Raw genomic sequence first — 16,324 nt, 5'->3', positions numbered from 1 at the left:
GGTCGAGACGGTGCCGTCGCGATCGGTCACCTTCCATTCATTTGTGGTGCCGTTCAGCGCAATGCGGCGATAGGATTCATTCTCCGTCGCATGGGTGCCGCCGGTCGAGCACGACGGCGACACCATGCCGGCCACGCAGGCGACCATCGCCTGGCCGTCGAGCAGGTAGATATCGCTCGTGGTAAAGGCCGGCATGCCATAGCCGGGGCTTGCCCGCTCGATGACGTCGGAACCGCCAAGGCCCCAGGCATAGCCCAGCCAACCCTGGTAGAGGCCGCCGGTCTTGGTCCTGCGTGAAGACTCGTAGGTGAGTGCGATCGACGGTTCGATGCCGTGGAAGTCCGGGACATCGATGCCGATGGCATAGCCCAGATTGCCATTGCCTGAACTCTTCGGCAAATCCACCTTCGGCGTGCCGATCGCCTCGGCATCGCCGCTTGTCGTGGTCGTGGTTGCCGTCGCTACCGTCGCTCCCGCTGCCGGCGCCTCGGGCGCGGCCTCGCCGTCGGTCGACTGATCTGTCGTTCCTACCTCGGCCGCCGCGTCGGGAGCCTCGGCCGCGGGCGCGGCATCTCCCGTGGCATTTGCCGCCGGCGTTGCACCAGCATCATCCGTACCGGAGCCTGTTCCCGAACCCAGCGCTGCCCCGCCATTGCCAAAGCCGCCGTCCGATGGTGCGCCAACATCTGGCGAAGTCCCTTGCGCCCCCTGCGCAAAAGCCGTCATTTCTGCAGAGTTTCTAATATAAGAAATGAAAGATGTATCTACGCCAAACACGCCTGCGGCAAGCATTGCCGCTCCAACAAGCAACCTGTTCATGATTCCCCCGGCCCAAGTTGCTTACTTCTACTCAGCCACCGCCAAACGAATACGACACCAAGTCGTCACAGAGGCAATATCCACAGGGAAATTTTGTGAAGGCGCGGGAGGCTATCTTTCAAGCACCCTTGGCCGATCAGAGATACGACATCGGTCGGATCTTTGATTGATCGTCCCCAGCAACAGAGAATTACCGCCTTGGGCCCGTCACCGACGCTGACGCGCAAATTCTGCGAGAAAATGGCCAAGGGGACAGCGTTCCCATGGCCACGGGACCTTACGTGGAGAATAGGTTTCGCAGTGTTCGCTCGCAGGCATCAGCCCATTTAGCATGCGGCGAAGCGGTAAGCTTCGACATTGAGCCGATCACCGAGGCCAGATATTGATTCCGCGTAGACCGATACGTCCTTTTCGCACGTCGTCGTATCCGATCTGTACGACCAGGCGCCTGGCCCCCTTTCTTAACGCCGCATGCCCCCACATTCTCCATTCCGATGAAACAATCGGAGAACCAGCGGAACGCTGCTGGGCCAAATCCCTGCACGCCTCGGGAGGTGCAGCATGCGGTCGATCCCACGCTAGTCCAGTTCGTGGAAGCTCTTGCGATTGCCGACGCTAGGCGCGATCATCTCGCTGTGAAGCTATCTGCTTCGGCACCTAACTTGGATGTCGTCGAAGCAATTGGCCGCAACGGCGAGGTTCGTGAATGATACGCGCAGCCATTTACGCCCGGTTCTCGACCGAGCTGCAGAACGAGAAATCCACCGATGACCAGATCGTCCTTTGTCGCGCGTATGCAGCACGGCATCAGCTTGATGTGGTTGCGGCTTACGAGGACAAAGCTCGCTCGGGATCTTCGATGTTTGGCCGTGACGGCCTCATGAAATTGATGGATGCGGCGCGCGAACGAAAGTTTGACGTCGTCATTGTTGAGGCACTCGATCGCCTTTCGCGCGATATGGAGGATCTCGCTGGACTGCACAAACGACTGTCATTCCTAGGGATCGAGATCCAAGCTGTTCACGACGGCACAGCTGACGCAATCTTGATCGGAATACGAGGTTTGGTGGGCCAGATGCAGCGCGAGGATGGCGCAAAAAAGGTATGTCGAGGAATGGCCGGTGTGGTCCGGGACGGGCGCCACGCCGGCGGTCGCGCGTACGGGTATCGGGCACTTCCTGGGCGTCCCGGTGAACTGGAGATCGTCGAAGAGGAGGCTGAGGTTGTTCGCCGGATTTTTGCGGCCTACATCTCTGGCCGGCCACCACGCGAAATCGCACAAGATCTAAATCGGGAAGGGGTTTGTCCGCCTCGCGGCACTCGTTGGAACGCCTCTACCATCAACGGGAATGCACAACGCGGCGCGGGGCTGATTTTGAACGAGCTATATTTTGGGCGCATCGTCTGGAACAAGGTTCGGATGGTTAAGGACCCAGATACCGGCAGGCGCTTGTCCCGTCCTAATAGCCGCGACCAGTGGCAGACGATTGATGTCCCACACCTGCGCATCGTTGACGAAGAGATATGGCGACGCGCGCAGGACTTGAAGACAGAAAGATCTCGTCTGAACTCAAATGTGAAGCGTCGGCCACCGCATCTCCTCTCGGGCTTGTTGCGATGTGGTTGCTGCGGTTCGGGCATGTCGGTGCACGATCGCGACAAGACCGGCAAAACACGAATCCGCTGCTCGACAGTTCGTGAGAGCGGCAGCTGTTCCAATAGTCGCATAGTCTACCTGCGGAGCGTAGAGAATGCTGTATTGGATGGAATGCGTGACGAACTGAAGGATCCACGTCTCATTGACATCTACGTGCGGAACTATAACGAAGAGCGTCACCGGCTGGCGGCCCAAGCGACCAACGCTCGGGTCGCCCTCGAGACAAAGATCGCGCGTATTGAAGCCGAGCGACAACGCAACATTGACTTGGTAGTCAAGCGAGTCATTGGCGATGACGACGCCCGAGAGCGTATCGCCGAGTTGAAAGATCGACGCATCGAGGCGGAGGTAGAACTTGCCAACCTTGAAGAGGCGCCATCGACCCTTACCCTGCATCCGGCAGCGATAGAGAAGTATGTCAAAACGGTCGATGAGCTCGCTTCGGTCTTAGCTCATCACGCGGAGGCGGACGACGATCGGGGGGCGCTGGTGAGGAGCTTCCGCGCGCTCGTTCATAGTGTGACGGTTCATCCCAAAGGGCCGCGACAGGGTTTTGAGATTGAGGTTAAAGGCAAGCTTGCCGCCCTCATCGGTGGCAACACCTTCCCCCAAGCGCGGTATGCAGGAGAACGCGCGGTGGCCGAGGAGCGCGACAGGCAAAATCCCACTATTACGTACGATAGTGGGTCTAAGGTGGTAGCGGGAGAGGGACTTGAACCCCCGACCCCAGGATTATGATTCCCGTGCTCTAACCAACTGAGCTACCCCGCCAGGGCGGCGAAGGCCCGAAATCCAGCTTAAATCGGCAGGCATATCGGCGCGTTCGCCAAGGTCGCGCGGATATAAGGTTGCGAGGCCAAGCCTGTCAAGCATCGAAGTGGCTGCCGCGCCGGCATATTGCTGGCGCCGAAAGCTTTGCCGGGCAGACATTTGGGCGCACAGGCCGGGGTTGAGTTCAGCGAGGCACGTCGCTATGTCTCGGCCACGAAAGTCATGGTCATGAATTGATGAAACCGCGCATTGCAGTCCTCGGTTGCGGATACTGGGGCAGCAACCACATCCGCACCCTAAAGGCGCTCGGCGCGCTGCATGCGGTTTCGGACGTCAACCCCGCGCGCGCGGAGGGTTTTGCCAGCGAGCAGGATTGCCTGGCGATAGAGCCGGAGGCGCTGTTTGCCCGCGACGATGTCGACGCCATCGTCATGGCGCTGCCGCCGCAGTTCCATGCCGACATGGCGGTGCGCGCCGTGCTCGGCGGCAAGGACGTGCTGGTGGAGAAGCCGATCGCGCTGACGGTGGCCGATGCCGAACGCTCGGTGCAGGCGGCCGCCGATAATGGCCGTGTCTTCATGGTCGGCCACGTGCTGCGCTTTCATCCCGCCTTCGAGACGCTGAAGGCGCTGATCGACAATGGCGAACTCGGCGAAGTCCGCTACATCCATTCGCATCGGCTCGGCCTCGGCAAGTTCCACACCGAAAACGACGCGCTATGGGATCTGGCGCCGCACGATCTGTCGATGATCCTGGCCATCACCGGCACCGAACCGGTCGAAGTGCGCGGCGAAGGCGCTGCTCTTCTCGACAATCTCAGCGACTTTGCGCATCTGCACATGCGCTTTCCCAACGGCCTGCGCGGCCATCTGTTCGCCTCGCGGCTCAACCCTTACCGCGAACGGCGGCTGACCGTTGTCGGCACCAAGGCGATGGCGGTGTTCGACGATGTCGAGCCGTGGGAGCGCAAGCTTGCCGTCTATCGCCACGCGGTGTGGCAGGACAGCGGCCAATGGGCGTTCACCGCCAACGAGCCGTCCTATGTCGCGGTCGGTGAGGGCATGCCGCTGACGCGCGAGTTGGAGCATTTCATCCACTGCATCGAGACGCGGGCCGAACCGCGCACCAGCGGCGAGGAGGCCATCCGCGTGCTGCGCATCCTGACCGCCGGCACCGTCGCCCATACAAGGCCCTAAGAGAAAACGCCGTCTATTCGGCGGGTACCCGCGCCGGCTGGACGGCAAGCCGCGTCAGCATCGCCTCGGCCTCGGCGCCGCGCTCGGAGCGCTCGATGAAGCCGCCGCCGAACACGCGCGCCTCGTTGCCATCGTCGGAATAGAGCACGCAAGCCTGACCGGGCGCGATGCCGGATTCGCCGTCTACCAGTTCCACCGAAGTGACACCGGCGCGGTGATGCAGCACGGCCGGGCGCGGCGGCCGCGTCGAGCGCACCTTGGCGAAAAGCTCAAGCCCGGCCGCCGGGATAGCGGTCAGCGGGCCATCGCCCAGCCAGTTCATGTTGCGCAAGAAGATCTTGTGGGTCTCCAGCGCCTCGCGAGGGCCGACGACGACGCGGGCCCGGTCGGCGTCGAGATGAACGACGTAGAGCGGCTCGCCCGAGGCGATGCCGATGCCGCGGCGCTGACCGACGGTGTAGCGCAAAATGCCCTCGTGGCGGCCAAGCACGCGCCCGTCTATATGGACGATGTCGCCCGGATTGGCGGCAGCCGGCTTCAGCTTGGCGATGATGTCGGAATACTTGCCCTGCGGCACGAAGCAGATGTCCTGGCTGTCCTGCTTGGCCGCAACCGTCAGTCCCATCTCCTCGGCGATGGCGCGAACCTCAGGCTTCGACAGGCCGCCGAGCGGAAAACGCAGATAGTCGATCTGTGCCTGGGTGGTGGCGAACAGGAAGTAGCTCTGGTCGCGGTCGGCGTCGACCGGCCGGTAAAGCGCGCGGTGGGCGCCATTGGCGCCGGAACGGATGTAGTGGCCGGTCGCCAGCGCGTCGGCGCCGAGTTCCTTGGCGGTCGCAAGAAGGTCGGCGAATTTCACCGTCTGATTGCAGGAAACGCAAGGGATCGGCGTTTCGCCGGCGACATAGCTCTCGGCGAACGGGTCGATCACCGCCTTGCGGAAGCGCTCCTCGTAATCGAGGACGTAATGCGGGATGGCGAGCGTCTCGGAGACGCGGCGGGCATCGTCGATGTCCTGGCCGGCGCAGCATGAGCCGGCCCGGTGCGTTGCCGCGCCGTGGTCATAAAGCTGCAGCGTGACACCGACGACGTCGTAGCCCTCGCGCTTCAGGAGGCCGGCAACGACCGACGAATCGACACCGCCCGACATGGCGACGACGACGCGGGTGTTTTCGGGGCGTCCGGGAAGATCGAGGCTGTTCATGGTTCTTTCGTTCTGCGCGGCGCTTCAATGCCAATGGCCGGAATATAGGTCAAGCGTCTCGGCTGCGCCAGCTTTGCCGGGCCGGCTCATTTTTCCTGCCGGGTTCAATGCGCTTGCCGGCAGATGTTTCAAATGCCGATGAGAAGGCTAACGCCGCGTTCATGATCCTTACCTAACCATTAGGGTCTGCTTAGGCAAATTTTAAAGCTGTGGCGGTAATGTGGTGGGGATTGGGTCTTTGAGTTTTTTGTAGAGAGTACGATGACCGATCTAATTAGACCGCGAGTCAAATATGTTATCGGGCCGGACGGCAGCCCACTTACCATCGCCGATCTGCCGCCGACAAACACACGTCGCTGGGTTATCCGGCGCAAGGCGGAAGTGGTGGCGGCGGTGCGTGGCGGGCTTTTGAGCCTCGAAGAGGCATGCCAGCGCTACAAGCTCACCACCGAGGAATTCCTGTCCTGGCAAGCGTCGATCGACGAATACGGCCTTGCCGGCCTGCGCACCACGCGCATCCAGCAATACCGGCATTAGGCCGATAAGGGCGCTGATCAGCGCCCTTACGTTTGGGAGGGGCGACGATCTGCAATTTCAGACCGTCAGCACCACCTTGCCGATCGGCCTGGTGGCGAGAAAGGCATGGGCGGCACCGGCCTGTTCGAGGGGAAACGCCTTTGCCACGTGGACGGCCAGCTTTTTCGCGTCGATCAATTTGCCGAGCTCCACCAGAGCGGCACGGTCGGGCACTACGGACATGCGCTCGACGCGGATGCCTCGCGTCCTGGCCTTTGCCTTGGTGGCACCGCTGACATCGAGCAGCGACACCAGAACGCCGCCGGCAGTGAGCACTTTCAGTGATTGCTCCGCATGCACGCCGCCGAACGGGTCCAGAACCAGATCGATGTCGCGGGCCTTCGCGGCGAAATCGTCCCTTGTGTAGTCGATCACCTCGTCGGCGCCGAGCGAGCGGACGAAATCGAGCTTTTCCGGGCTGGCGGTCGCGACGACGTAAGCGCCGTGCGCCTTGGCGATCTGCACCGCCAGATGGCCGACGCCGCCGGCTCCGGCGTGGATCAGCACGCGCTTGGCAGAATCGAGCCGGCCATGGCGGACAAGGCCTTGCCAGGCCGTCAGGCCGGCCAGCGGCAGCGCGGCGGCTTGCGCGTGATCTATGCCTTCAGGTTTCGGCGCAAGCTCATCAGCCGGGACAGCGGCGAGTTCGGCGTAGGCTGCCGCCTGTTTGGGAAAGCGCGGCATGCCGAACACGGCATCGCCGACCTTGAGGCCGGAGACGCCGGAGCCCAGCGCCTCGACAGTCCCCGAAACGTCCCAGCCAAGGACAAAAGGCGGCTCGCCAAGCAGCGGATAGTGACCGCCGCGCACTGCGCCATCGACCGGGTTGATGCCGGCCGCCTCGATGCGGACGAGCACCTCGCCTGCCTCGGGTGATGGCGCGGGGCGATCGGCAATGACGAGGACGTCGGGTCCGCCGAAGGAATTCTGGATAATGGCACGCATGGAAGGCTCTCCTGCTGGTTTTGATGTGACACTATCATTTGGATAGTTATTTTCTCTTGTCTAGTATGTACATTTTTGATATATACATACCTCATGGATAGTGAAGATGTTTCCCCTTTTGGCTATGACGCCTTTCGGCGGTCGTGCCCGTCACACGCCGTGCTCGAGACACTCGCCAGCAAATGGGTCTACCTGGTGATCTGTGCGCTGCGCCGGGGCCGGCTCCGCAACGGCGAATTGGCGCGCAAGCTCGAAGGCATCACGCCGAAAATGCTGACGCAGACGCTGCGTATCCTGGAACGCGACGGGCTTGTGCGGCGCGAGGTTTTCCCGGTCATTCCGCCGCGGGTCGAATATGAGTTGACCGAACTTGGCCAGAACCTGGCAGGACTGCTCAATCAGATCAGAGCCTGGTCGGAGCAGCATGTGCCCGACATCAAAAATGCGCGCGCACGGGCGGCGAAACAGCAAGAAGATCTGGATGCCTGAGGCGGGCACAGTCGGTGCGCAGCAATAGCGCGCAAGCGCGACGCGCGTTAAAGTCTTGTTTTCAGCCGATCATGGCGCTGCGGCCGCCGGCTTCCGTGTCGCGCGCCTTGGTGTCGCGCGATTCCAGCATCTCGGCCTTGGAAAGCTCCGCTTCGGCTTCGCTCAGCAATGATTCGGCGACATTTCGCTGCTGGGCGAGGTCGCTTTGCGAATTTCTAAGGTTGTCGCGGCGTAGCCGTGCCGCCTTGGCGAAGGTCGGATAAGCAAAGTGATTGATGTCGGTGATGCCGGCCTTCTTCTCTTCGGCAGCAATCTGAAGTTCCAGCTCGACGGCCATGCGCTCGAATTCGGCGATCATCATGTCGAGCTGCAGCAGCTGCCGCCGCTTCTCGCTCACCTGAAATTGCTTCAGCCGAACGAGGTTTTCACGTGACTTCATGATTCGGTACTCCCGGAAACGCACACCTGCACATATCGTCCAATTCACCCGGCAAGGCCCAGGCTTGACCCGTTTCCACCGGCTTTCCCCGAACTATGGGAAACAAACTCCTAAAGTTTTTTGCCGGCGGTAACCATTCGTTTACGGGCATTGTTAATCATACGGCTCAGGACTTAAGGGCGGGTAAAAATTCTGCTTCTCGTCGGGAAACCCGGCCAACGAGTCCGAAGAGTCACTTAGTCTGGCTTATTAATGTGCTGCATTAACGGTTTGGGTCTGTGATTCGTTATTGGATTCAACAAGGTGTAGAAAGGGGTTAAAAAATCTGATACCGTCATGGACGGGGAATTAGGTTTTATTAACCATTCGATGGCAGCCTCTGCTCAGGCAATCACTGCTCCGGTCCTGGACGGGTCGTGAAATGGTCCGGCAGCAGAAAAGGGGAATGAAATGCGCGTTCTGCTGATAGAAGACGACAGTGCAACCGCACAAAGCATCGAGCTGATGCTGAAATCGGAAAGTTTCAATGTCTATACGACCGACCTTGGCGAAGAGGGCGTCGATCTAGGCAAGCTTTACGATTACGACATCATTCTCCTCGACCTCAATCTCCCCGACATGTCGGGCTATGAAGTTTTGAGAACACTTCGCCTGTCCAAGGTGAAGACGCCGATCCTCATCCTCTCCGGCATGGCCGGCATCGAGGACAAGGTGCGCGGCCTCGGCTTCGGCGCCGACGATTACATGACCAAGCCCTTTCACAAGGACGAACTGGTCGCCCGCATCCATGCCATCGTGCGGCGTTCCAAGGGCCACGCCCAGTCGGTCATCACCACCGGCGACCTGGTGGTCAATCTCGATGCCAAGACCGTTGAGGTCGGTGGCCAGCGCGTGCATCTGACCGGCAAGGAATATCAGATGCTGGAACTGCTCTCGCTGCGCAAGGGCACCACGCTGACCAAGGAAATGTTCCTCAACCATCTCTATGGCGGCATGGATGAACCGGAACTGAAGATCATCGACGTCTTCATCTGCAAGCTGCGCAAGAAGCTTGACGCCGCGTCTGGCGGGCAGAATTACATCGAGACCGTCTGGGGCCGCGGCTATGTGCTGCGTGAGCCCGAAGATATCCGCGTCAGCGCCTGAACTAGGGGCGTGATCCCAAGGTGGGCGCCGATTTTTTCGGAAAAGAACCCGGCAAAACAACAAGATAGAGCCGATCCGATTTTCGTCGGAATGGAACAGCTCTGATCAGGCGGCAATCTTCAAGGCGCGGAAGCACTCGAGCAGTTGCGGCCGGTTGAACGGCTTCAGCAGGTAGCCCTGGGCGCCGGCTCGTTTTGCCCGCATGATCGCCCCGACATCGACCTCGACCAGCGAAATCAAAACCTGCGGCAATACCGGGCTTTCCATGGCGCGCAGGCGGCGGATGAGGTCCTGCGCCTGCATGTCCGGCAAGGCGCCGTCGACGACGATGATATCAGGCATGTCGGCCGCGCACATCTCGATCGCCTCGTGGCCGCTGGCGGCTTCGATCACCATCATGCCGGAACCGCCCAGGATACGCCTTGCGACCTTCCTGATGACGCTCGAATTGTCGACGAACATGCAGCGTTTCATTCCGGGACCCTCTTTGCCATGCGGCGAACCGGCAGCGTCGTGGCATCTGCCGGGGAACATAGGCCGATCTGGTAAAGAAGCCGAAAAGCCGTTAGGTAAAATTTTCCTGAAGGTGTTTTAAGTGAAATCTTCTTTCGCAATGCTTCACGCAATCAATCCGCAAGCCCGCCTACAGATGTTAGGACAATGCCGCAAATATGACTTGAGAAAAATACTTTCCCCGCTCTTTAGGAGAACTTCAGGCTGCGGAAAGGACGATCTCGTCGGCGGTCGCATGGATCGAAATCGTCATGTTGGCTTCGCGGGCCAGGAGCAGCGTGTAATAGGGCTGCACCGAATGCGCGTCGATCGGCTCTTCCGGCCTGTGGCCGGAATGCAATTCCAGGAATTTGGGCGGCACGCGGAGCATCGGGCCGCTCGCCGCGAGCGCAAAGCGCGGCTCGGTCTCGAGGTTCTCCAGCGTGACCACCAGCCTGCCACCGCGCGGAATGGCGGCGTTAGCGACGAGGATGAGATTGAGCAGCAGCTTGACCTTGTTCTTGGGCAACAGTGCGCGGGTTCCGTTCCAGATCAGTTCCGGCTTCTCGTTCTTCAGGAAGGCGATGGCCACGGCCTCGGCGTCCCCGGTGTCGATCAGCATGCCGGCGGAACCGGCGGCACCGAAGGCGATGCGGGCGAATTGCAGGCGGGCGGAGGCGTTTTTGGCGCTTTGGCGGATCAGCTTCATGGCGTCTTCGTCGGCGCCGCCTTCGTCGAGCAGCTCAAGCCCGTTGTTTATGGCGCCGACCGGCGAAATGATGTCGTGGCAGACCCGGCTGCACAGCAGCGCTGCCAGATCGGGTGCGGAAAGGGTGAAAAGCTCGGCCATCGGCAAAAATCCCTGCAAATTTCACAACACAATGACCGGGCGATCATGATCACGCCTGTCCACACGAATCACGCTCTCTCCCAAGCATTCTGAATACACAGCGCTTGTGCGTGCAGCAACAAATCCGAAATCATGATTGTCGAAAATGGCGTGTTCACGCAGCAGGATGCTGCGCGGGCGATGTGAAAACAGCCTTCGAACCGCCATCTTCATGTGGGAATTTAATGGTTGAAAAAGGATTACGGCATAGTTTGCCCCTAACAGTCATCCTTAACGGCCGCCAAAGAGCCGTACGGGTGCGAGGCGTCGGCGAAAGTGCTCCCTGACGGAGATTGGAAGCATGGTTTCCCGATTCTACGACCGGACTTTTTTCCGTGTCATCTCAATGACGATCGCGCTCATCGGCCTTGTCGCCTTTTCGGCATCGGCCGCGCGGGCGCAGGAATACACCGCGCAGGAGATCGTCGATTCCGGTCATAAATTCTTCGGCGCGACATCGGGCGGGCTCGCCACCGTCGTCGAGAAGATTTTCGCCACCTATGGCCTGCCGAACGGCTATCTGCTCGGCGAAGAGGGGTCCGGGGCGCTGATCGGTGGCCTGACCTATGGCGAAGGCACGCTCTACACCAAGAATGCCGGCGACCACAAAGTGTTCTGGCAAGGCCCGTCGCTCGGCTGGGATTTCGGCGGCGAGGGCTCGCGCGTCATGATGCTGGTCTACAATCTCGACGATGTGAGCAGCCTGTATAATCGTTTTGGCGGCGTCGCCGGCTCCGCCTATGTCGTCGCCGGCGTCGGCTTCAACGTGCTGAAGAACAACAATGTGCTGCTCGTGCCGATCCGTACCGGCGTCGGCGCTCGTCTCGGCGTCAATCTCGGCTACCTCAAGCTCACCCAGCGCGCGACCTGGAATCCGTTCTGACCTGCATGATGGCGCCACTGCGATTGGAGCTGTGATCCCACGGTCTGAGCTTTGCCGCAGCATACTCTTGCCGTGGTGCCGGATTTCCGTCATGCGAAGATGGCAAAGTCGACCTTTGGCGGTTGCCATGCACAACGGATAGTCATCTTGGTCCAGTCGATCCTGTTCTTTGTTCTCGGCTTTCTCTGCGCCGGCTTTCTGGCGCTGATGATTGCTCCGGCCGTGTGGCGGCGGGCGGTGGCGCTGACGCGCAAGCGCGTCGAGGGCTCGATGCCGTTGACGCTGGCCGAGATCCAGGCGGACAAGGATCGCATTCGCGCCGAGTTCGCGGTTTCGGTGCGCCGGCTTGAAATGACCGTCAAGTCATTGCGCGAGAAAGCCGCCGAACAGCTGGTCGAGATCGGCCGCGACCGCGAAGCCCTGAAGGAATTGGCGGCCGAGCGACAGGACAAGAACCGGGTCGTCGCCGATCTTACAGCCAGCGGCGAGGAGCTTCGCAAGCGTGATGAGCAACTGCAGCAGCTGTCGGAACGGCTTGCGGAGACCGAGCGCGCCCTCGAAAAGCGCGGGCTCGAACTGCGGAAACTGGAGCACATGTATGACGACGCCAGTTTTTCATCCAGCAGCCGGCAGATCGAGCTGGTGGCGCGCGAATCCGAGCTGCAGAAGTTGGCAAGCGACATTTCGCTGCTGCGCGGCCAGCGCAAGGAGGCGGACAGGCGCAGCCAGGAATTGGCAGCCGAAAGCAAGGTTTTGCGGGACGCGCTGAAGGCCGAGAAGAAAAGAACCGGCGACCTGGAAAAGAAGGTCGAACGCCTGCTCGCCTCGCTGGCCGATCGCGAGGACAGGCTCGAGCGCCGCGAGAAGGAACTGGTGCGCCTTCGCGAAAAGCCGAAAGGCGCTGAAAGGGCGCCTGCGGTGGGTCTTGCCGGCGTGCTAGGCACCCAGGTCAATGTGGCCGCCAACGGCGACATCGAACAGACAACCGCCAAGCTCGACGCCGACCGCGAGCGGCTGGAGGCCAGGCTGACGTCGCTGGCACGCGAGAACAGGCGGCTGAAGACAGATCTTGCTGCCGTCGAAACGTCGAAATCGCGGACCGGAGACGATACCGGCAGCGCCAGCGCGGCATTGCGCGAAGAGATGAACGATCTGGCGGCGCAAGTCGTGGCCTTGACGGCAAAGCTCGACGGGCCGGATTCGCCCATCGCCCGGGCGCTTGCAGCGCCTGAGGATACGCGGCCGGGGAGCGGCGGACGCAGCCTTGCCGATCGGGTGCGGGCGCTGCAGAAGGCCGCTTCGACCGACTAAGATTCCACAAGCGCGAGCGGGACGCCCCGGCTCTAAATTAGGCTCCGGAAAAATGATGCAGCGCGATGGCTGACGCGGCGGCGACGTTCAGGCTGTCGAAGCCCTGCGCCATACCGATCCGCAGCGTCTGCAGGCGGGCAAGCAGGCTTTCCGGCAGGCCTTCGCCCTCGGTGCCGAGATAGAGCGCCAGCCGCTCGTTTCTCTTGGCATCGCGAATGTCGATCTGCCCGCGCGGCGACAAGGCGAATTGGCTGAAGCCTTGCCGGTCGAGCATTGCGGTGCAGCCGGCGGTATCGGCAAAGCAGGCGAAGGGGAATTTCAAGGCCGCGCCCACCGAGACGCGGATTGCCTTGCGGTACAGCGGATCGCAGCAGGTCGGATCGAGAAGCACGGCATCCGCGCCAAAGGCGGCGGCATTGCGGAAGATCGATCCCATATTGTCATGATTGGCGATGCCGACCAGCACCACGATCAGCGCGCGGGCGGGCAGAGCGCCGAGCAAAGCTTCAGCGGAGACGGCCGCGCCCTTGCGGCCGATCGCCAATATGCCGCGATGCATGTGGAATCCGGCAATCCTGTCGATGACTTCGCCGGATGCGACATAGATCGGAAGCCCGGCAGGCGCCTTGCGCAGGACGTCATCGAGGCCGGCCAGCCGGTTCTCGAGCACCAGCACCGATTCTGCCTCGAAGCGACGGGCGGCAAGCAGCGTGTCGAGCACCACCTTGCCTTCGGCGACGAAACGGCCCTGCCGGCCGGCAAGATCGCGTTCCCGGATGTCGAGATAGGCGGCGACGCGAGGATCCTGCGGGTCGTCTATGCGGATCGGATTCATGGCTTCCTCGGCGGATCTTGGCGTCGGCCGCGAATCGGGATTCGGCTTCGGAAGGCATGATGCCGGATCCGAAGCTCTGACCGTATCTCAGCGTCCAAATGGATGCACGCCGTTCTAACGGTCAAATCCAATCACAAGGCGCCGGGCCGAGACGCCTTGCCTGGCCTCCTGGCGGCATGGAGATATTGATTCCCGCGGCACGGCACTTCGGCCAAGCCGCTTCAATGCAGAATTTCGATGGGGCGAAGGAACCCCACGGGGCCATGCCGCGTCATAGAGGCGGGCTCCTGCTGCGGTCCTGGGAGGACATCGATGATCAGGCTCCTCCTCGTCTTTACCGCCACGCTTGCCCTTGCATGTGGCGTGGCCAGCGCGGCCAAGCTCGATCCAGCCACCGTCAATCAGGCCCAATTCACTATCGGCGAACCGAAGGGTGTCGATCCGATGCTGCTGAAGGCGCAGATCCTTCTGGATCGGGCCCGCTTCTCGCCGGGCCTGATCGACGGGCGCCTTTCCCAGAACTTCGCCAAGGCCGTCGCCGCGTTTCAGGCGGCAAACGGACTTCCGCCCGAGGGCAAGCTCAGTCCACAAACCTGGAGCAAACTCATCGCAACCTCCGCCAGGCCGGTGCTGGTGACCTATGAGGTGATGCGCAAGGATGTGCGCGGACCTTTCACCAGGCGTATTCCGGCTCGCTTGGAGAGGATGGCCCGCTTGCGGCGGCTCGGCTACCGCAATGCGGTGGAGAGGTTGGCCGAGCGCTTCCACGTCAGCGACCAATTGCTGCGAATGCTCAATCCGGGCACCAGCCTCAGGAAACCAGGCAGGACCTTGGTGGTGCCTGATGTCGGCAGAGGCGACCCTCCCGCCGGCGTCGCCACCGTCGAGGTCGACAAGGGCGCTCGCCTGGTGCGTGTGCTCGACCGTGCCGGCAAATGGCTGGCGGTCTACCCCGCCTCGATCGGGAGCGAGGAGAAGCCGGCGCCAAGCGGCATGGCGGAGGTCAGGCGCGTGGTGCACAACCCTACCTATCACTACGATCCGGACTTCGCTTTCAAGGGGGTCAAGACCAAGCGGCCCTTCACCATCGCTGCCGGGCCGAACAACCCCGTGGGATCGGTCTGGATCGATCTCTCGATCGAAAGCTACGGCATCCACGGCACGCCCGAACCGGGCAAGATCGGCACGACCTTTTCGCATGGCTGCATCCGGTTGACCAATTGGGATGCCGAAGACCTTGCCTCCATGGTGCAGCCGGGCACGAATGTCGAGTTCAAGGGCGAGATTGCGCAGGCCGCCGACGAGCGCGTTCAGTAGCAAAGCGGACTTGGCAGCAAGGCGGACTTGGCAGCAAAGCGGATTTGGCGGGGCGTTCTCCGCTCCGGCCGCTCAGGTCCCGGCGCGACGCAGCCGGTGAGCCATCTGCGACAGTTCACCTTCGCCGAAAATGCCGTCCAGCATGTGCAGCAATTCGTGCACCGCCGCGGACTTGCAGGAATAATAGATCATTTGCCGGTCGCGGCGGGTCTCGACAAGGTCGGAAGCCCTGAGCTTGGCCAGATGCTGTGACAGGGCGGATTGGCTGAGCGACACCTTCTCGGCTATGGCGCCGACCGACATCTCGCCCTCGGCCAGATAGCTCATGATCAACAAACGTTTTTCGTTGCCCATCAGCGTCAGAAACGCAGCCGCGGTTCCGGCGTTGGCGACTAGTTTGTTCGAGACCATAGATCCCCCATGCCTTCTTGCTCATCCGCCGCTATGGGGGCAATAGCGTCGGATTCCATAGACTTTCCCTATAGATGCACGCCAGCGATTCAGCGTCACTCGCAAAGGTAGAACATTTCGCTCAAATCTCAAGGCTTGCTTTCCACGCAAGCCGATTAACTGTGCGGCTGTGATTAATTTGCCGATCGGGCCGCCTTGGCCATGTCAACCAGGACAGGCCTGAGGTCGCGCGCCGCTCTCAGCGGCTCGGGGAAGAAAACCCGACAGACATTGTCGCCCGATATGAGATCCATCCCGTCGGCGTCGAACCCGGTGACGATCCAGCCGTCACTCTCGGCCCCGCCGAAATGACTTGCGTAGAGGGCAATCGCATCGAGATGGTCGGCGTTCATGTGGTCGAGCGCCGATTGCTCGCCGGCGGCAAGCTCTTCGACGATCGCTCCCGTCGCGACCAGATCGGTGCGGTCGAGCAGATAGGCCTTGCCGAAGCCTCCGTTCAGGCTGGCGCGCTCCGGTTCGAGCCGGAAAATCGAGAAGTCGCCGAGCCCGGCATAGAGTTTTGCCTTGGGGTTGCGGTTGAGGTAGCGCCGCTCGGCGCGGGCGTGTTCGTTCGATCCGCGCTCCAGCCGCACGGCGCGGCAGACGAGCGTCAATCGCGGATGCGCCAGCGGATCGCTCCTGCCGGGTTCGCCGACGAGCAATGAGCAGCGCGGGTCGGCAAGGATGGCGCCGGTATGAGCGGACAGCATCGACACCAGGATCAATGGCGTGCCGTCGATGTCTGTGGCGACGCCGACCCGGCTGGCCAGCGGCGAACCGGTTCCTGGTTCGAGCACTGCCAACGCGCCGAAACGGGCGCTGCGGATCAGCGTCTTTGCCAGCCTGATCGCCTCGGTATCGGTCGCGCGGATCACGTCTTTCCTGGGTTCGTCCAAGGCATCACC

Annotated in this window: 17 protein-coding genes, 1 tRNA gene and 1 pseudogene; 8 read left to right on the top strand and 11 right to left on the bottom strand. The window is 61.5% G+C overall.

Annotation, left to right across the window (positions count from 1 at the left end):
• A pseudogene (locus tag NKH28_RS23830) lies at nucleotides 1-726 on the bottom strand (hypothetical protein); the annotation flags it as partial.
• Nucleotides 727-1,525: 799 nt separating this feature from the next.
• Here NKH28_RS23830 and NKH28_RS23825 point away from each other — a divergent pair.
• The gene (locus tag NKH28_RS23825) at nucleotides 1,526-3,214 is read left to right on the top strand and encodes a recombinase family protein (protein ID WP_352980573.1); all 1,689 of its coding nucleotides are present in this window, start codon (nucleotides 1,526-1,528) and stop codon (nucleotides 3,212-3,214) included.
• Here the strand turns inward: NKH28_RS23825 and NKH28_RS23820 are convergent.
• Nucleotides 3,171-3,247 (bottom strand) — tRNA-Met (locus NKH28_RS23820). The two genes, NKH28_RS23825 and NKH28_RS23820, sit on opposite strands and share 44 nt — an antisense overlap.
• A gap of 236 nt (nucleotides 3,248-3,483) precedes the next feature.
• Here NKH28_RS23820 and NKH28_RS23815 point away from each other — a divergent pair.
• A complete protein-coding gene (locus NKH28_RS23815) occupies nucleotides 3,484-4,443 on the top strand; it encodes a Gfo/Idh/MocA family protein (RefSeq protein ID WP_352466761.1) in 960 nt (319 codons plus the stop codon).
• A 13-nt stretch (nucleotides 4,444-4,456) separates the two neighbouring features.
• On the opposite strand, the gene mnmA is transcribed toward NKH28_RS23815, so the two are convergent.
• Nucleotides 4,457-5,647, bottom strand: a complete 1,191-nt coding sequence (gene mnmA / locus NKH28_RS23810) for a tRNA 2-thiouridine(34) synthase MnmA (protein WP_352456412.1) — start codon at nucleotides 5,645-5,647, stop codon at nucleotides 4,457-4,459.
• A 261-nt stretch (nucleotides 5,648-5,908) separates the two neighbouring features.
• On the opposite strand from mnmA, the gene sciP reads away from it, so the two are divergent.
• Nucleotides 5,909-6,184 carry a CtrA inhibitor SciP gene (gene sciP, locus NKH28_RS23805; RefSeq protein ID WP_023679563.1) on the top strand — a complete coding sequence of 92 codons (276 nt, stop codon included), beginning with the start codon at nucleotides 5,909-5,911 and terminating at the stop codon, nucleotides 6,182-6,184.
• A 57-nt stretch (nucleotides 6,185-6,241) separates the two neighbouring features.
• Here sciP and NKH28_RS23800 read toward each other — a convergent pair whose 3' ends face one another.
• Entirely contained in the window at nucleotides 6,242-7,168 is a 927-nt protein-coding gene (locus NKH28_RS23800) for an NADP-dependent oxidoreductase (RefSeq protein ID WP_352980566.1), read from the bottom strand.
• 93 nt (nucleotides 7,169-7,261) lie between these two features.
• Between NKH28_RS23800 and NKH28_RS23795 the strand changes: the two genes are divergently transcribed.
• Nucleotides 7,262-7,657, top strand: a complete 396-nt coding sequence (locus NKH28_RS23795; protein WP_352980565.1) for a winged helix-turn-helix transcriptional regulator — start codon at nucleotides 7,262-7,264, stop codon at nucleotides 7,655-7,657.
• A 61-nt stretch (nucleotides 7,658-7,718) separates the two neighbouring features.
• On the opposite strand, the gene NKH28_RS23790 is transcribed toward NKH28_RS23795, so the two are convergent.
• Nucleotides 7,719-8,096, bottom strand: a complete 378-nt coding sequence (locus tag NKH28_RS23790) for a flagellar export protein FliJ (RefSeq protein ID WP_023719275.1) — start codon at nucleotides 8,094-8,096, stop codon at nucleotides 7,719-7,721.
• Between the two features lie 450 nt (nucleotides 8,097-8,546).
• On the opposite strand from NKH28_RS23790, the gene ctrA reads away from it, so the two are divergent.
• On the top strand, nucleotides 8,547-9,242 hold the full coding sequence (gene ctrA / locus NKH28_RS23785; protein ID WP_006203583.1) for a response regulator transcription factor CtrA: 696 nt from the start codon (nucleotides 8,547-8,549) through the stop codon (nucleotides 9,240-9,242).
• A gap of 105 nt (nucleotides 9,243-9,347) precedes the next feature.
• On the opposite strand, the gene NKH28_RS23780 is transcribed toward ctrA, so the two are convergent.
• The 3 genes from NKH28_RS23780 to NKH28_RS23770 all read right to left on the bottom strand — a co-directional run bounded on the left by NKH28_RS23780 (nucleotide 9,348) and on the right by NKH28_RS23770 (nucleotide 10,797).
• A complete protein-coding gene (locus NKH28_RS23780; RefSeq protein ID WP_352452918.1) occupies nucleotides 9,348-9,716 on the bottom strand; it encodes a response regulator in 369 nt (122 codons plus the stop codon).
• Between the two features lie 238 nt (nucleotides 9,717-9,954).
• Nucleotides 9,955-10,584 carry a histidine phosphotransferase ChpT gene (gene chpT / locus NKH28_RS23775; RefSeq protein WP_352452917.1) on the bottom strand — a complete coding sequence of 210 codons (630 nt, stop codon included), beginning with the start codon at nucleotides 10,582-10,584 and terminating at the stop codon, nucleotides 9,955-9,957.
• Nucleotides 10,585-10,605: 21 nt separating this feature from the next.
• Complete coding sequence (locus tag NKH28_RS23770) at nucleotides 10,606-10,797, bottom strand: hypothetical protein (protein ID WP_352747775.1); 192 nt, start codon at nucleotides 10,795-10,797, stop codon at nucleotides 10,606-10,608.
• Nucleotides 10,798-10,924: 127 nt separating this feature from the next.
• Here NKH28_RS23770 and NKH28_RS23765 point away from each other — a divergent pair, with 127 nt between their 5' ends.
• Both NKH28_RS23765 and NKH28_RS23760 read left to right on the top strand, forming a co-directional pair.
• Entirely contained in the window at nucleotides 10,925-11,506 is a 582-nt protein-coding gene (locus tag NKH28_RS23765; RefSeq protein ID WP_023679557.1) for a DUF1134 domain-containing protein, read from the top strand.
• A 147-nt stretch (nucleotides 11,507-11,653) separates the two neighbouring features.
• Complete coding sequence (locus NKH28_RS23760) at nucleotides 11,654-12,817, top strand: coiled-coil domain-containing protein (RefSeq protein ID WP_352980564.1); 1,164 nt, start codon at nucleotides 11,654-11,656, stop codon at nucleotides 12,815-12,817.
• A gap of 37 nt (nucleotides 12,818-12,854) precedes the next feature.
• Here NKH28_RS23760 and NKH28_RS23755 read toward each other — a convergent pair whose 3' ends face one another.
• Nucleotides 12,855-13,652 (bottom strand): TrmH family RNA methyltransferase, encoded by a 798-nt coding sequence (locus NKH28_RS23755; RefSeq protein WP_352980563.1) that lies wholly within the window; start codon nucleotides 13,650-13,652, stop codon nucleotides 12,855-12,857.
• Between the two features lie 312 nt (nucleotides 13,653-13,964).
• On the opposite strand from NKH28_RS23755, the gene NKH28_RS23750 reads away from it, so the two are divergent.
• Entirely contained in the window at nucleotides 13,965-14,969 is a 1,005-nt protein-coding gene (locus NKH28_RS23750) for a L,D-transpeptidase (RefSeq protein ID WP_352540960.1), read from the top strand.
• A gap of 72 nt (nucleotides 14,970-15,041) precedes the next feature.
• Here the strand turns inward: NKH28_RS23750 and NKH28_RS23745 are convergent, their stop codons facing one another.
• Together NKH28_RS23745 and NKH28_RS23740 are read right to left on the bottom strand one after the other, a co-directional pair.
• Nucleotides 15,042-15,380: an ArsR/SmtB family transcription factor gene (locus NKH28_RS23745; protein ID WP_352540961.1), complete on the bottom strand. Its 339-nt coding sequence runs from the start codon at nucleotides 15,378-15,380 to the stop codon at nucleotides 15,042-15,044.
• A 173-nt stretch (nucleotides 15,381-15,553) separates the two neighbouring features.
• The gene (locus NKH28_RS23740) at nucleotides 15,554-16,315 is read right to left on the bottom strand and encodes a HugZ family pyridoxamine 5'-phosphate oxidase (protein WP_352540962.1); all 762 of its coding nucleotides are present in this window, start codon (nucleotides 16,313-16,315) and stop codon (nucleotides 15,554-15,556) included.
• Nucleotides 16,316-16,324 lie beyond the last annotated feature (9 nt).

This window comes from Mesorhizobium sp. M1227 (genome assembly GCF_040318315.1).
Lineage (GTDB): Bacteria > Pseudomonadota > Alphaproteobacteria > Rhizobiales > Rhizobiaceae > Mesorhizobium.
The sequence above is the reverse complement of the archived record's forward strand: the minus strand, read 5'-3'. Positions and strand labels throughout refer to the sequence as shown.

Excerpts from the sequence above, each read along its gene's own strand:
- NKH28_RS23770 (WP_352747775.1), bottom strand. The coding sequence starts at position 10,797 with ATGAAGATGGCGGTTCGAAGGCTGTTTTCACATCGCCCGCGCAGCATC.
- sciP (WP_023679563.1), top strand. The coding sequence starts at position 5,909 with ATGACCGATCTAATTAGACCGCGAGTCAAATATGTTATCGGGCCGGAC.
- ctrA (WP_006203583.1), top strand. The coding sequence starts at position 8,547 with ATGCGCGTTCTGCTGATAGAAGACGACAGTGCAACCGCACAAAGCATC.
- NKH28_RS23790 (WP_023719275.1), bottom strand. The coding sequence starts at position 8,096 with ATGAAGTCACGTGAAAACCTCGTTCGGCTGAAGCAATTTCAGGTGAGC.
- NKH28_RS23795 (WP_352980565.1), top strand. The coding sequence starts at position 7,262 with ATGGATAGTGAAGATGTTTCCCCTTTTGGCTATGACGCCTTTCGGCGG.
- NKH28_RS23750 (WP_352540960.1), top strand. The coding sequence starts at position 13,965 with ATGATCAGGCTCCTCCTCGTCTTTACCGCCACGCTTGCCCTTGCATGT.
- mnmA (WP_352456412.1), bottom strand. The coding sequence starts at position 5,647 with ATGAACAGCCTCGATCTTCCCGGACGCCCCGAAAACACCCGCGTCGTC.
- NKH28_RS23745 (WP_352540961.1), bottom strand. The coding sequence starts at position 15,380 with ATGGTCTCGAACAAACTAGTCGCCAACGCCGGAACCGCGGCTGCGTTT.
- NKH28_RS23815 (WP_352466761.1), top strand. The coding sequence starts at position 3,484 with ATGAAACCGCGCATTGCAGTCCTCGGTTGCGGATACTGGGGCAGCAAC.
- NKH28_RS23755 (WP_352980563.1), bottom strand. The coding sequence starts at position 13,652 with ATGAATCCGATCCGCATAGACGACCCGCAGGATCCTCGCGTCGCCGCC.
- NKH28_RS23800 (WP_352980566.1), bottom strand. The coding sequence starts at position 7,168 with ATGCGTGCCATTATCCAGAATTCCTTCGGCGGACCCGACGTCCTCGTC.
- NKH28_RS23780 (WP_352452918.1), bottom strand. The coding sequence starts at position 9,716 with ATGAAACGCTGCATGTTCGTCGACAATTCGAGCGTCATCAGGAAGGTC.
- chpT (WP_352452917.1), bottom strand. The coding sequence starts at position 10,584 with ATGGCCGAGCTTTTCACCCTTTCCGCACCCGATCTGGCAGCGCTGCTG.
- NKH28_RS23765 (WP_023679557.1), top strand. The coding sequence starts at position 10,925 with ATGGTTTCCCGATTCTACGACCGGACTTTTTTCCGTGTCATCTCAATG.
- NKH28_RS23825 (WP_352980573.1), top strand. The coding sequence starts at position 1,526 with ATGATACGCGCAGCCATTTACGCCCGGTTCTCGACCGAGCTGCAGAAC.